General features: G+C 60.7%; 11 protein-coding genes. 1 reads left to right on the top strand and 10 read right to left on the bottom strand.

Features of this window, described 5'->3' with window-relative positions; all coding sequences use genetic code 11:
• The first annotated feature begins 61 nt into the window (after positions 1-61).
• Complete coding sequence (locus MTBSS4_RS03555; protein WP_173982021.1) at positions 62-961, top strand: NAD-dependent epimerase/dehydratase family protein; 900 nt, start codon at positions 62-64, stop codon at positions 959-961.
• Between the two features lie 54 nt (positions 962-1,015).
• Here MTBSS4_RS03555 and MTBSS4_RS03550 read toward each other — a convergent pair whose 3' ends face one another.
• The 10 genes from MTBSS4_RS03550 to MTBSS4_RS03505 form a co-directional block, all read right to left on the bottom strand.
• Positions 1,016-2,323 (bottom strand): aspartate aminotransferase family protein, encoded by a 1,308-nt coding sequence (locus MTBSS4_RS03550; RefSeq protein WP_173982020.1) that lies wholly within the window; start codon positions 2,321-2,323, stop codon positions 1,016-1,018.
• 37 nt (positions 2,324-2,360) lie between these two features.
• Positions 2,361-3,488 carry an FAD-dependent oxidoreductase gene (locus MTBSS4_RS03545; RefSeq protein ID WP_173982019.1) on the bottom strand — a complete coding sequence of 376 codons (1,128 nt, stop codon included), beginning with the start codon at positions 3,486-3,488 and terminating at the stop codon, positions 2,361-2,363.
• Positions 3,489-3,507: 19 nt separating this feature from the next.
• Complete coding sequence (locus tag MTBSS4_RS03540; RefSeq protein WP_173982018.1) at positions 3,508-4,062, bottom strand: WbuC family cupin fold metalloprotein; 555 nt, start codon at positions 4,060-4,062, stop codon at positions 3,508-3,510.
• A 95-nt stretch (positions 4,063-4,157) separates the two neighbouring features.
• A complete protein-coding gene (locus tag MTBSS4_RS03535) occupies positions 4,158-6,047 on the bottom strand; it encodes a glycosyltransferase family 39 protein (protein WP_173982017.1) in 1,890 nt (629 codons plus the stop codon).
• Positions 6,044-7,285, bottom strand: coding sequence for a hypothetical protein (locus tag MTBSS4_RS03530; protein WP_173982016.1), 1,242 nt, complete (start codon positions 7,283-7,285; stop codon positions 6,044-6,046). Before MTBSS4_RS03530 ends, MTBSS4_RS03535 begins: the two co-directional genes overlap by 4 nt.
• Positions 7,282-8,517, bottom strand: coding sequence for an SGNH/GDSL hydrolase family protein (locus tag MTBSS4_RS03525; RefSeq protein WP_173982015.1), 1,236 nt, complete (start codon positions 8,515-8,517; stop codon positions 7,282-7,284). Before MTBSS4_RS03525 ends, MTBSS4_RS03530 begins: the two co-directional genes overlap by 4 nt.
• Positions 8,514-9,392, bottom strand: coding sequence for a sugar nucleotide-binding protein (locus MTBSS4_RS03520; protein ID WP_173982014.1), 879 nt, complete (start codon positions 9,390-9,392; stop codon positions 8,514-8,516). The genes MTBSS4_RS03525 and MTBSS4_RS03520 overlap by 4 nt, the downstream gene beginning before the upstream one ends.
• Positions 9,389-10,054, bottom strand: a complete 666-nt coding sequence (locus MTBSS4_RS03515) for a class I SAM-dependent methyltransferase (protein WP_173982013.1) — start codon at positions 10,052-10,054, stop codon at positions 9,389-9,391. Before MTBSS4_RS03515 ends, MTBSS4_RS03520 begins: the two co-directional genes overlap by 4 nt.
• Positions 10,055-10,059: 5 nt before the next feature.
• Positions 10,060-11,871 (bottom strand): ABC transporter ATP-binding protein, encoded by a 1,812-nt coding sequence (locus MTBSS4_RS03510; RefSeq protein WP_173982012.1) that lies wholly within the window; start codon positions 11,869-11,871, stop codon positions 10,060-10,062.
• A complete protein-coding gene (locus tag MTBSS4_RS03505) occupies positions 11,868-13,040 on the bottom strand; it encodes a radical SAM/SPASM domain-containing protein (RefSeq protein ID WP_173982011.1) in 1,173 nt (390 codons plus the stop codon). Before MTBSS4_RS03505 ends, MTBSS4_RS03510 begins: the two co-directional genes overlap by 4 nt.
• Positions 13,041-13,042 lie beyond the last annotated feature (2 nt).

Below are 13,042 nucleotides of genomic sequence, written 5' to 3'. Positions count from 1 at the left end.
TTATTGACCGCCCAGCCCAGGATGGGCTACCCAAGTCCGATGTTCCGTGCAAGGAGAAATCATGTCCTCTCCCGTTTCGCTTGTCACCGGCGCCGCTGGTTTTCTCGGCAGTCATCTCGTTGAGGGTCTGCTGGCCAAGGGCCACCACGTTCGTGCTCTCGACCTGCCCGGCGCCAATTTCGCCCGTGGCCTAGCGGCGGTACGCTCTCACGCCAATCTGGAGGAGGTCGAGCGCAATCTGATGGACATTCCGGCCGAGGATACGTTCTTTGCCGGTATCGACTACGCTTTTCACTGTGCCGGCAATCCCAACCACATGCAGTCCATGAAGACGCCGGAGCCGTTCCTGGAGGCCAATGTCGGCACCATGATCCGGGTACTGGAAGCTGCCCGCCATCATGGCTACAAGAAGGTGATCAACCCATCCTCGGCGGCGGTCTACGGCGTCGCCACGCCGCCGACCGGCGAGGATCACCCCATCAATCCCGACAATCCCTATGCCCTGTCCAAGTGGCTGGGCGAAGAGGTGTGTCAGCACTGGTCGTGGTTCTTCAAGGTTCCCACCCTTAGCTTCCGGGTGTTCAACGGCTATGGCCCGCGTGGCGGCAGTGGTCCCATCGCCTTCTTCATTCGTCGCAGCCGGGCCGGCCAGCCCCTGACGGTCACGGGCGATGGCATGCAGACTCGCGATTTCACCTATATCAGCGACGTGATCAATGCCTTTATCCTGGGCGCGGAAAGCGACCGTTCAGGCGAAGCCTACAACGTCGCCACCGGCAGACAGCATACGCTGCTGGAACTGTGTCAGTTGATCGGTGGTGAGATTCAGTTCATCGACCCGCGCCCCGAGCCGCCGGCCATCCTGGGCAAGGTCGATAAGATCAAGGCGCATCTCGGCTGGGAGCCGAAGGTGTCGCTGGCCGAGGGCGTCAAGATGATGATGGCCCAGGACGACATCTGATCCGATTCGGAAATTTCCTCTCCCCCGGTCTGGCCAGGGGAGAGGAAGGCAATGCTAATCCCGAGGCCAGGTTTCGGCGATGGCCTTGAATTCGGCGACAAAGCCGTCCAGGACGAAATCGGCCTGCTCGCGGCTCAGGATATAGGCCGGGGTGAACGACACCCGGTGCCACTTGGAATTGATCAGCACGCAGTGCTTCTCATTCAGGTTTTTCGCCAAGGTCAGGCCGAACACATTCTTGTCCTTGCAATCGTACTCGATCGAGAACAGCAGGCCGCGACCACGCACGTTGCGGAAGAACGGATGGTTGCCCAGCTCACTTTCCAGCCGGCCGCGCATATGGGCGCCCAGGCTGTTGATATGGGCGAGCATCTCCGGGCTGTGAACGATCTTCTGCACCGCCAGCGCCGCCGCCGCACCCAGGGAATAGCCTTGGTGGGTGTGCCCCTGGTTGAGGCGACCCGAACCGTGCGGCCCCAACACCACCGATTCCAGGCGATTGTCGGTGATCACCGCGCTGATGGGGGCATGGCCGGCCCCCAGATTCTTGCCGATGACGATGAAGTCGGGCGTCACGTCGTCATTGGAGATGTTGTAGATCTTGCCGCTGCGGCCCAGGCCGCAATAGATTTCGTCCAGGATGAGATGGACGTCGTGGCGGTCGCAGACCTCGCGGATATACTTCCAGTAACCGGGCGCGGCCGGTACGTCGCCAACCAGCGAGCCCAACTGGGTTTCACCGACGAAGCCGGCAACCCTGTGGGCGCCGATCTCGAGGATCTTGTCTTCCAGGTCCTTGGCGCCGCGGCGGGCGTAGTCGTCCAGGCTCTCGCCCGGCAGCATGTTGAGGTAGGGGTTGTGCTGTGGCACCAGCGCCCGCTGGATCGGCAGCAGCGGCTCGTACATCTTCAGCACCGGCAACTCGGACACCACGGCGCAATGCATGGTCGAGCCGTAGAACGACTGGTCGCGGCCGATATACCACTGCTTGTCGCGCTTACCGGCGTCGTAATGGAGCTGGTAGCTCAGCTTCAGCGCCCCTTCCATGGCCTCCGAACCGCCATTGCCGGCGAAGTAGACCCGGTTCATGCCCTTGGGCGCCTGGGAGAGCAGCAACTCGGCCAGTTCTTCCAGCATGGGATTGGTGAAGATGTTGTAGTCCACATGGGTGAACTTGGACATCTGCTCACGCATGGCCTCCAGCACCACCGGGTGCGAGTAGCCAAGCGCCGCGCACGAGGTCCAGCCGCCGGTGGTGTCCAGCAGCTTGCGCCCATCATCGGTGTGGAGGTAGACGCCCTCGGCCTTGGTGACAACCGGACCAGGTGGGTCCTTGGGGAATTTCTTGAGAATATGGCTCATGTCTGTCTTCTCGTGATCAGGGGACCGGGAGGTTGGGTTATTTCAGCTTGGCAACCGCGTCCATGGCCTGGGCGATGCAATCATCCACGTCGACGCGGTACTGATAGCTGCCGGCTCGGCCGATGGAGAACACGTTCTCGCCCATGGCGTCGAAATACTTCTGGGCGCGTTCATATTCGGACTTCAGCGGCACCGGGTAATAGCGTCCATTCTTGGACGGGATTTCCATGCCGATGATGGTGGAATCGGAGTCGTAATTGACACGGGTGAACTGCTTGTACTCCACCAGCCGGGTAAAGGGCTCGTTGCTGGCGTAGTACAGGAAGTAGACGTCCTTGGGAAAAGCGTGCGCGATGGGCAGCACGAACTTGATGAAGTCGCGGCCGATATAGGGCAACTCGCCGAACTCGTTGTACATCACTACGTCGGGAGAGGCGGTATTGACGATGGCGTCATAGGTCCGCCTCTCGCCGTCGATCACCACCGTCTTGTTGGGCAGATCGTATTTTTCGATATCGGTCCGCAGCACCGTGACGTTATCGGCGGTGGAGGCGATGTCGAAATAGCCGTCATAGCCGTTGGGAGCAATGGGATAGGCGGAAATGGCGGTATCCCAGGCCTGACGCGGGCCGGTCTTCAGGGCAACGCCCTTGGGCGACCACGAGAAGTCATCCATTACCTTGTTGTCATCCAACATCCACATCTTCTTGGAGTAGGTGTTGACGAATTTATCATAGAGGGTGCGGCCGATGGAGGCCAGCCAGTATTCCTCGAAATCCTTGGCGGCGCCGGCGCCGTTGATCTGCTTGGCCTCGGCCAGTTCCGTCTCGATCTGCGTCTTTTCCGGCATGCGGGCGACGTCGTCGATGTGGATGGGGTAGTTATAGAACTGGGCGTCCTTCTCCACATAGGTCAGGAAGACGTGATCGTTACAGCGGCGCAGTGGACAATACTTGTTCAGATAGTCGAATACCGGCACATTCTGGGTCAGGAAGTGGCGTGGCCCGAAGGTATAGGGGTGGCCGCCATACCACAGGGTCTTGCAGCCGCCACCCAGCCAGGGACCGTTCTCCACGATGGTGATGTCCCAACCGCCCTGTAGTGACAGCAGATGGGCGGCGCTGAGGCCGGCGAAGCCGCCGCCGATGACCAATGCCTTCTTCATGCCATGGAACTCCTGAATATCAGCGTCCGACCAGCTTCAACAGCCCGTCGCGGAACTTGAGATAGGCCTCCTTGTCGTCGGCGGGCGGCGAGAAGGGGGCGAAGGTGTGATCAGACTTACCGAGAAATGGCCCCAAGGTGCTTTCATGGTGCACTACATAAGGAGTCAGCGGCACGTCGGTATGGAAAAGGTTGGCCCCGACCCGGTAGATCAGGTTGGTGGTTGTATTGACGATCTGGGCATCGATCACGCTCCCGTCATCATTGAACACGAATACCGCCATCTCGCCTTCGATCATATGGAATGATTTTGGGCGGATATGCTTCTTTGGCCGGTAATACTGGTCGCGGTGCTGGAAGATGATCATCTCGTGGAATTCTTCTTCCGGCGAGGTGTGCAGCGACAGCCGGCAATTGACGCCGGTTTCCAGGGCGGAGCGCTTGATCTCCTCAACCACGTCGCGGGTCAGGCAGATCTGCTGACGCTTGGCGAAATAGCCGGTCGACTTGGCGTTGAGATCCTTCCAGCAGGTCTCCGGATCGTTCAGCGCAACGAAAGAGGCGGAAGCGGGCATCGGCTATCCTTGCTAAGGGGCGGGTCGCACCATGGAGTGGCAGGGGGTGGCGGGAGAGTGCCCCAACCGGGCGATTTTGTCCATCTTGGCGGGGGTCACTCCAGTGGGCAGCCGGTGGGAACCAGCTCGACTACCGGCACATGAACCATGCGGTCACCGCGGTTTCCCATGGTCCGGCTTATCACCGCGTCGGGACCGGTCAGAGTCTCGACGATCCGGCCGCAGCCGGTGGCGACCACACCGGCCATCAGGAGGTAGAGAGGATCTTGGTCGGAGGTGCGCAAGGAGAGATCGGCATTGGGCAAGATGGCGTGGGTGATTTCATGCCTCCGCATCTGCCGCCAGAAGATGGAAACGTCGGCATTGTCGGGTCGAACTTCGACCTCCGCAGCTTGTACCTTGGTCACGAACAATGTTGGCCGATCCAGCAGGTAGAGCCATTGTCGGGCATTAATCATGATCTTGGCCGTGTCCGGCAGATTTGCATTGGCCCAGGTGACGGCGAAGGCGAGGCCGACATTGCGTTCCAGATATTCCATCCTGGATTCCCGGGATAGGATATGAGCGGCGGCATTGCGAACAAACATAAGCTGTGCGACCGATTGCAGCAGCAAGGTGGCTGCCACCGCCACCATCAGGGGAAGGCGACTCTTGGTTTGGAGGGCGGCGGCCAGCAAGCCGACGATGACCAGTGGCATGAACGGCAGATAGTGCCGAATTCTTTGCGATGCTCCGAACACCGACCACAGCAGGTAGAATCCCAAACAGATGAAGGCAGCGACTAGCCAGTTGCGGACGATAGAATGGTTCCGGTTCCTCCAGGCCCCGGCCATGGCGAAGGGCAGCAGTAGTATCGGCAACACGCCCAGGCCGGTCCGTCCGGAATCCAATGCAGCGGGAGGCAGGAAGGTCACCCGTAGCGGATAGACCAGGATATCCAATATTCCCCGAGACATCGGGGATTCCACTTCGGTGGCCCATTCCTTGAAGGCGGCATTCTGGAGGGCATTCCAAGGGGCGTCGGCGGGATAGGGAATGATGCCGTAGAGCATGGGAAAAACGGGATCGCCGATATTCCACCAGTTCCAGGCATACCACTGCAATCCTGCGGTGCAGGCGACCACGGTCAGGACACTTGCCCGGACCAATCCGCCACGCTGGGCGAGCAGGGCCAGGCCGCACAGCAAGGCCACCAGCAGGCCAGGATACTTGCTGGCCATGGAAAAGCCGACAGCCAATCCGGCAATTACCGCCAGTCCCAATCCACCCTGCCGACGACAATCCATGACGGCGATGACGGCGATGGTGACGAAGGTGGCCATCCGCGTCTCCACCTGTCCTGATCCGGCACCATAAAGGAAGGCAGGCAGGGTGGCCACGGCCAGCGCGGCGGTTAAGGACCAGTCGCGTGACAGGTGCCGGCGCGCGGTGGCATAGGTCAACAGAACGGCCGCCCAGCCGGACAGGCCGCACCACAGTGTCATGGCCTGCTCACCCCCCAGGGCCAGGGCGGCAAGATAGGTCATCTGTTGCAGTAGCGGTATGGCGCCATCGGCGGCACGCGGCACGAAGATCAGATGGTGATCCTGCAAAATCCGGCGTGGAATGGCGAAGTGATAGGCCAGACTGTCGGCATCGGTCGGCGGAGCCAGCCCCTCGATCAGGTCGCCCGCCAGCACGACGGTGCCGAGGGCCAGCATCATCCAAGTCCAGAGGGTGAAAGGTTCCGGCGATATATCGGACTGGTGCAGCCAATACAGTCCCGGCAGGCCGGCCGCGACGATCAGGGTGAAGAATATCGGATCGGGATGACCGGACAGGGCGGCGAAAAAGCCAAGCCATCCCAGCACGCCCATGCCGAGTCCGAATGACCATGCCATCCGTTCGCGCCATGCCAGACCACCAAAGCCCCCTGCCAGACGCAGCGCCAAAGCCCCCCAGCCCAGGCTGGAGGCTGCCATAATCAGGGCGACGAACCCGCTCATGGGCGCAACCAGCCCCTGGCGATCAGGTCCGTCTGCAGTGCCGCCCCGAATCGCTCCTCAATCCTCTGGGCCAGTAGATCGCTGCCAAGATCGTTGGGATGGGTGAAGGTTTCGAAGGTCTGTTCGTTCACGCCATCGAAGGCATCGGAGAAGTCGATGAAGCGCAGGCGTTGCCCGGCATGGCGCTTCGCCAGGGTCTGGAACGCGCCGGCCAGATCGAGTTGATGCCGCTGGAGAGCATCGGCCCACTCCTTATTTTCGGCCAAGACCTCGCGCTCACGGGAGCCCAGTTCGGCTTTCTTGCCACCGAGATGGGGCTGCAGGGCAAACAGGCCAAGCACGTCGTCGGCGATGAAATCCCGCGACAGTCCTTCCATGTTGCGTGTGAACTGCTGCGCCGCCTCGGGATGGTAATAATAAGCGGTGGCGGTGGTATAAGTAGTGCCGCCGCCAAAACGAGCAATGATTCGGTGGAGGACGGCTAGGCTGTAGAGGGGCTCGGGGAACTGGATCAGATTAGATACAAAGATACGAGCCGATGGTTCAGGGCGGAAATAATCAAGATAGCTCTCACTGGTCAGAGGCAGGCTCGCCGACCAATGGGGGATGAAGACCGGCAATTGGGCGCTGTATTTGGCGTCGCAATTGCCGGTGACATCGATCGCCGCGCTCGGCTTCAGCTCGCGGAGATAGAGTTCATAGGACAGGCGTTCTTGTGTTGATTGATAGCCGAGGACTCCAGCATTAATAACCTGAAACGGAACCTGCGGCCAACGCGCTTTCAGCCGTGCCTCCAGCCGTGCCGGCAAGGTGGCGGCATTGGTAGTATTGGCTGCGCCATACACCGCTGAACAGCCGAGAACCAGTATCCGATAGATTTTTGCCTTCGGATCAGCCAGAAGGCGGGGGTTGGCATCACGGTCACCGTTATGCACGAAGCCGGCCGCATCGGTTTCGATAATGCTGACATACTGCCGGTTGACACGTGGTGAGACGTAGCTGGGGAGCAGGCGATACCCAAGATAACCATCGAGCTGGATGCCGATTTCAGCGGCACGAAGATCCTCGTTGTCGGTCAGAAGCGGATGGCCGCGCCGCATGTATTCGACAACTCTAGGATTGTCGGTGGGGCGCAGCATGAACCAGAACCGAAGCGCTGCCCATGATCCCGCCTCCAAAACGAAGGCCAGCAGGAGCATGCCGGCGATCAACCGCCAGCCCTTGAGCCAAGCGGTCATGGCAGCAATCCTTTTGTCCCGAGATCCGCCGCCATATCTGCCTGGACTCGGGTGAACATGACATCGGCAAGCATTTTATTGCCGGTATCATTATAATGGGCAAGACTGTGATAGATCAGATTCGGTGTGTCGGAAAATACTGTTCGCAGATCGATGAATAGTAGTCCTGAGCCGGAGAAGTGTTGATCAAGATCATGGTACAGGGCTGCAAAATCTGAGAAGTGACGGTTGAAGACTTCGATCCGACCGCCATAGCCGTCGACGATGGCGCGTTCGCCTTCGGTCAGGTTGGGCTTAGCATGGCCAAGATAGGGCTGAAGTACGAACAGACCCAGGCGGTGGTCGCTCGTCAATTGACGGGCTAATGATTTGAGATTGCCGTGCAGTTGAACCGCCGCTTCTGGATGATAGATGCCGGGCTGGTCGTGGCGTGGTTGCGGCCCTCCCGGTAGACGGCTGATCACCCGACGCAACAGGGCCAGCGAGGCCAGAGGTTCGGGAAACGTAATCAGGGCCTGGATGGTGCTGGCCAGATTGACCGAGGGTTTGTGCAGGCTGACGAAGCGGGCATTATCCACCAGCGAGGTGGTGCTGAAATAGGGCTTCCACACCGCTAGATCGGCTGGGAACATGGCGTCGTTGGTGCCATCCAGGGCGATCACCAGGTCGGGCTCCAGCCCGTCCAGGTAAAGCTCGTAGGCGACCCGCTCCTGGGTGCTCTGATAGCCCTGGACCCCGGCATTCAGAACCAGGAACTCCACTCCCGGCCAAGCCTGATGCAGCAGGGCCTCAAAATAGGCGGGAATGGTGGTTTGGTTGCGGGACGACCCTAGTCCGAACATGGTCGAACCACCAAGGAAAACCACGCGGTAAGAACGCCCCTTCGGCTCGGCCAGTCGCTTGGGATTACGTTCAGGATCACCGGTATGGACAAATCCCGCCGCATCTACGCCGATATGTCCGGTGTATTCCGGGCTGGGTCTGATGGTGACGTGGTTGCGCGCCTGCTCATAGCCGAGGAAAGGGTGATAGAAGAATTCCTGACTTTGAATCCGCAAATCCTCATTGTCGACGAACAGGGGATGGCCGCGGGCCAGATACTCGGTAACCAGGGGATTGTCGCTTGGGTGACGGGCATTGGCCACCTTCAACACCATCCAACTGCCGGCCTCGACCAAGGCGAACAGCCCCCCCCAGATCACAGCCAGGAATAGCAGTGGCTTCAATTTCATCCCAGCGTGTCCGCCACGATGCGATCGACCTTGGCTTCGGTATCGGCAAATACCAGGCCGGCCGCCGCCGCCAGCTTGTCCGAGCGCATGGACACATCCTTGGGACGGGGTTCGGGCAGGTTAAAGTCGTCGATGGAGCAGGGCTGGATCTCAAGATCCAGCGGCCGGCGACGGCGGATGGCCGCTATCGTCATCTCCAGCAATTCCAGCCGATTGAAGCGATGATTGCCCGACAGGTGGAACAGGCCGGCCAGGTTCCGTTCCGCCGCCCGGACGATGGCATCGCCGACATCACCGACGAATACCGGTGAAAATGCCTGGTCGGAGGCGCAGCGCATGGTCCGGGTTCCGGACAGCAATTGGGCGGCCCAGACGGTGAAGATGGTGCCATCGCCGGGGCGGTCGCCATACACCTTGGCGAAGCGCAGGATGACATGGGGTCGACCGGAGCAGGCCAGGAAATCCTCCACTTCCTTCTTCTGCCGTCCGTAGAGCAGGATCGGCCGGGCCTCATCCTCCTCGGTATACTCACCCCCGGCACCATCGAACACGAATTCGGTGGAAGCGAAGATGGGGGTAATGCCCAGTGCCCACAGGTCCTGACACAGCCGGGTCATGGCGGTGACATTGAGGCGCCGCGATGCCTCCGGGTCCTTGATACAGGAATCAGGCTGTGGATCGGCCAGCAGGATGGCGGCATGACTGGCCTCGCCAGGGCGAAGGATATCGGTCGCGCGTTGCGTGACCGAGTCGAAGGGCCGTCCGCCGGCAATCGGATTGGCGCGATAGGTACCGATGGCACGCTCGGGGCCGAGGTGGTTCCACAGGTGGCGGCCCACCGAGCTGGAGGCGCCGAGGATGACAAGCTTGCTCATGCGAAGGTGATAAATCCCCAATCGCCGGTATATCCGGCCATGTCGAACAAGAAACGCCAGCCTTCCGGCCGGTGAAAGCTTTCACAGGTGAGCTGCCAGTACAGCAGATTGGCCTTCTCGCATTCGCTACGATAACTTTCGACGCACAGATAGGCCTTGTCCTTGCTGACCCGCTGCATCTCCCGCAACGCTTGGTCCAGCTCGTGAACCTGGAGGTTATGGAAGGTGTTGATGGATATCACCAAGTCAAAGCTGGCATCGGGCCAAGGCAGGCTGGTGGCGTTGCCCTGATGGAGGAATGGACGCACCTCCTCCTTGGCATTGTCGATGCCGTATTGCGAGATATCCAGCCCGGCCACCTCCAGCCCGGCGCAGGCGCGGGTGAGCTCGTACAGTAGGAAGGCCTTGCCACAGCCGATGTCGAGAACTTTATCTCCCGCCTTCAGGCCGTAATGCTTGACCATGTCCTCGGCCAGTGGCAGCCAGCGGCCGTCATACCGCATGCCGCCGAAGCCGTGACTGCGGTCGCCGTCCCAATAGTCAAAGCCCCATTGCTTGGCGATGGCGGCGCATTCCGCCTTGTCGTGTTCGACCACCCGCTGCACGTAATCGCGCTTGGTGGCGTTGTGGAAGCGTCCGAGGAAGTCGATTTCCTGGCCCATGCCCCTCAGGCTCCTGTGTGGGAATGCAAGACGCCCGAGCTTGCCGCCAGGCGGCGAAAATCCTCGTCCCGCTCGATCAGTTCGGCCATGGTCCCGGTGGCGGCGAGTCGACCTTGCTTTAGAAATACAAGGCTGTCGCAGCGAGTCAAGGTGGTTAGGCGGTGGGCGACCATGATTACTGTCTTGCATCCGGCCAGGGAATCGATGGCGGTGGCGACCTCGCGTTCGGTCTCGCTGTCCAGCGCCGAGGTAGCCTCGTCGAAGATCAGCAATTCGGGCTGATGGTACAGCGCACGGGCAATGCCGATGCGCTGGCGCTGTCCGCCCGACAGCAGGAGGCCTCGGTCTCCGACCATGGTGTCGAACCCCTCCGGCAGCGATTCGATGAACTCCAGGACGCTGGCCATGGCGGCGGCCTCGCGCAGACGCTCCTCGTTGATGGATTCGATGGGAATGCCGAAGGCGATGTTGTTGCGCAGTGAATCATCGGTCAGGTAGATGCTCTGGGGGACATAGCCGATGCGGCGTTGCCAGCTGCGCATATGGCCGGCGATATCCTTTTCGTCCACCAGCACCTGCCCCGAACTAGGGGCCAATAATCCCAGGATGATGTCCACCAAGGTACTCTTCCCGGCACCCGATGACCCGACAATGCCGATGGAGGCATGCACCGGTACCACCAGATCGATAGCATCCAGGACGGTGCCGCGCCCTCCCGGATAGGCGTAGCTGATGCCGGACAGACGCAATTCCCGCTCGAACGGCATCGGCGGCTCATCCGGTTGCGCATGGAGATCAGGAGCGCACAGGGCGGAATAATCCGCCCAGATCACCTCGACGGCGCCGCTGAACTGGCGGATATGACCGACGTGGCTCAGCAGGCGGGTTACCGAGGGCAGGATTCGGAACCCCACATAGCCGAACAGCCCCAGAGTCGGGACCACCGAGGCGGATTCTCCTTGCATGGCGAGAACCAGGGCAACGTTCACCAATCCGATGACCATGGCAGTTTCAAGCGCAAGACGCGGCATTTCCAGCAGCGCCAGGGTCAGGCGCTGGAGGTCGGCGCTTTCACGCCGCCGTCCGATAAACCGTGACCAGAAGAAATCCTCCCGACCCAGGATGCGGATGTCCTTGGCGGCGCCGATGGCTTCCTGGGCACCTTGAAGAATCTGAGTGGCCAGGGCCTGGACCCGGCGGCCACGGGTGATCAGCACCCGTTTGGAGATGGCGGATACCAGGATCATGGAAGTGCCGATGGTGAGGGCGGCAATGGCGGTCGCTGCCGGCTGCGCCACGAGCAGGACCGCCAGCAGGGCCAGCAGGACGAAACCCTCCGCCACTAATCCTACGGTGGATCGCACCACGCCGCCAAACACATCATCGATGGTGCGCGACAGATTGCGGGTCAGTTCGGCGGGATTGCGCTGAAAATAGAGCTGGAACGGGGCGCGAAGATAGCCCTTCAGCAATTGGCCGGCACCGGCGACGACGCTGTCCATGCATGTCCGTTCGGCCCAGTAGGAATGGGTGAACATGAACAGGTTCTTGGCGATGAAGAAGATGATGACGCCAATGCCGATGATCAGCGGTGCCTGAGCGGGATTGCGGGCGGCAAGAGCCGACAGGGTGTCACCGATCATTGGTATGCGATGGATCTGGCTGGGATCGGCGATGACAGTGATGACGCCGAACACGGCGCCGGTGCCGACGGTTTCCAGGGCGGCCCCCACCAGGGCGGAGGCAACGATCATGCCCCACCGCCAGCGCAATGCCGGCCTCATCATGGAAAAGGCCTGGCGCAGAAGGGTAATCATCGCCGGAATAATCCACCCAGCAGATCCCACGCCATGGCCAGCCATGTTTGGCGCGGCAAGTCCTGGGCCTGATACAAGGTGCAATCCTGGCAGACCTCGGGCCAGTCCCCCGCCGCGACCCGCTGCAGCAAGGCCCGATGGGCGGGGCCGTGGACGATGTCGGCCAATGGCTGGGTGCGGGTGTCGCCGATCACCAGTTCATCGTAATTGGAGAGCTTGATGCGGCAGGCACAGATACGGACCTGACCATCGGCCAGCAGGAAGACATCGTTCATCATGCGCTTGCAGGGCCGGGTCCGGACCGGCACGTCGGTACGCAACGTCATGATGCCGGGCAGGCTTTCGGCGGTGATCTGATCGGACCAGGTCTCCATCTCGCTGTAGATTTGATCGGGATCGATCACCACGGTGCCATCGTCGAGATATGGTTTAAGTTGGCGCATGCCCTCGTCGGCCATTACCTCTTCCAGCGGCCTATCAATGCGCAACGCCAGCAGGATACGGAGGGGACTGTTGGCTGCGCGTTTGGCCTCGATCAGCTTGATCAGCCCGTCCAGCACCGCCTCGGCCCGGTCAACGCCGTAGACCCGCTTGTAATCCTCGCGGTCAAAACCCGGCAGGCTGATGTCGATCTCGTCCACCAGGGCGGCGATGTCCTGGACCAGGGTGCCGCGGCTCAGCAGGATGCCGTTGGTGCTGAAGTTCAGGACGGGCAACCCGACCTTGCGTGCATGGCGAATTTTGTCGATCAGGCCGGGATCCGCCAGGGGATCGCCATTGTTGGAGTTCAGAGTCACCAACCGGCCGCCATGAGCCACGAAGTTCTCGATGGCATCGGCGAAGATATCGAACGGCATCGCCTGTTTCTTGTCGACGTGAAACTGTTGCGGGCAGAAAACACAGCGAGCATTGCATATGGTGGTGTTGGCGACGAACAGCCGCGCTAGGTTCTCGCGGATATAGCGCTCATAGACAAGGTCATCGTTCAGGGCGCGGCGGATCAGAGCCAGCTTGATGATACCGAAGCCTGCCCGGACATATTTCATCAGACCGCGTTGGGGGCTGGGCTTGAATGGTGAAAAGCTGTCCGCCATCACGATATTGGGGGGGAGAATATCCTTGCTCGGATCCATGGTCGTGTTCATCTCGGCGGGGTTGTCCGTTGCCATGA

It is taken from the genome of Magnetospirillum sp. SS-4, assembly GCF_902729425.1.
Taxonomy (GTDB): domain Bacteria; phylum Pseudomonadota; class Alphaproteobacteria; order Rhodospirillales; family Magnetospirillaceae; genus Phaeospirillum.
Note: the sequence above shows the minus strand (reverse complement) of the source record. Positions and strands in the feature narration are given on the sequence as shown.

What these genes read in the sequence shown, in the direction of transcription:
- MTBSS4_RS03555 (WP_173982021.1), top strand. Translation starts at nt 62, where the DNA reads ATGTCCTCTCCCGTTTCGCTTGTCACCGGCGCCGCTGGTTTTCTCGGC.
- MTBSS4_RS03550 (WP_173982020.1), bottom strand. Translation starts at nt 2,323, where the DNA reads ATGAGCCATATTCTCAAGAAATTCCCCAAGGACCCACCTGGTCCGGTT.
- MTBSS4_RS03545 (WP_173982019.1), bottom strand. Translation starts at nt 3,488, where the DNA reads ATGAAGAAGGCATTGGTCATCGGCGGCGGCTTCGCCGGCCTCAGCGCC.
- MTBSS4_RS03540 (WP_173982018.1), bottom strand. Translation starts at nt 4,062, where the DNA reads ATGCCCGCTTCCGCCTCTTTCGTTGCGCTGAACGATCCGGAGACCTGC.
- MTBSS4_RS03535 (WP_173982017.1), bottom strand. Translation starts at nt 6,047, where the DNA reads ATGAGCGGGTTCGTCGCCCTGATTATGGCAGCCTCCAGCCTGGGCTGG.
- MTBSS4_RS03530 (WP_173982016.1), bottom strand. Translation starts at nt 7,285, where the DNA reads ATGACCGCTTGGCTCAAGGGCTGGCGGTTGATCGCCGGCATGCTCCTG.
- MTBSS4_RS03525 (WP_173982015.1), bottom strand. Translation starts at nt 8,517, where the DNA reads ATGAAATTGAAGCCACTGCTATTCCTGGCTGTGATCTGGGGGGGGCTG.
- MTBSS4_RS03520 (WP_173982014.1), bottom strand. Translation starts at nt 9,392, where the DNA reads ATGAGCAAGCTTGTCATCCTCGGCGCCTCCAGCTCGGTGGGCCGCCAC.
- MTBSS4_RS03515 (WP_173982013.1), bottom strand. Translation starts at nt 10,054, where the DNA reads ATGGGCCAGGAAATCGACTTCCTCGGACGCTTCCACAACGCCACCAAG.
- MTBSS4_RS03510 (WP_173982012.1), bottom strand. Translation starts at nt 11,871, where the DNA reads ATGATTACCCTTCTGCGCCAGGCCTTTTCCATGATGAGGCCGGCATTG.
- MTBSS4_RS03505 (WP_173982011.1), bottom strand. Translation starts at nt 13,040, where the DNA reads ATGGCAACGGACAACCCCGCCGAGATGAACACGACCATGGATCCGAGC.